Origin of the sequence: Staphylococcus marylandisciuri (genome assembly GCF_025519785.1) — a bacterium.
Taxonomy (GTDB): domain Bacteria; phylum Bacillota; class Bacilli; order Staphylococcales; family Staphylococcaceae; genus Staphylococcus; species Staphylococcus marylandisciuri.
The window spans coordinates 1-372 of the sequence record NZ_JAOPKZ010000048.1; the positions used below are offsets into that span (position 1 = coordinate 1).

Sequence of the window (372 nt, forward strand, 5' to 3'; positions counted from 1 at the left end):
CTTCAAACGATGTACCTGGTGGTAGATTGCCGTCTTTCGTTTGTGGCACTTCTACTGGTACACCTGGTTTCGTACTGTTTTCGTCGTAGCCTGGGTCATGTTGACCTGCATCTGTTTCACTTGGATCCTTCGGTACGACAGTCACTGTTACTGTTGGTGTATCTGTTGAACCGTCTGGATAGTGAACGACAACTGGGATATTCACTTTCGTATCTGGTGTTGCGTTCGCCGGTGGCGTTACCGTTACCTTGCCTGTCTTCGGATCAACATTCACTGTCCAACCTGGTGGTACATCTTTAGGGCCTTCGAACGTTGTTCCTGGTGGTAAATTGCCATCTTTCGTTTGTGGCACTTCTACTGGTGTACCTGGTT

The 372-nt window shown here is 48.4% G+C and carries 1 protein-coding gene; it reads right to left on the reverse strand.

The window, feature by feature from the left end; all coding sequences use genetic code 11:
- Window positions 1-352: YPDG domain-containing protein (locus tag N9R04_RS11340; protein WP_262856879.1), on the reverse strand; the 352-nt coding region annotated here is incomplete at its 3' end.
- Between the last annotated feature and the right edge of the window lie 20 nt (window positions 353-372).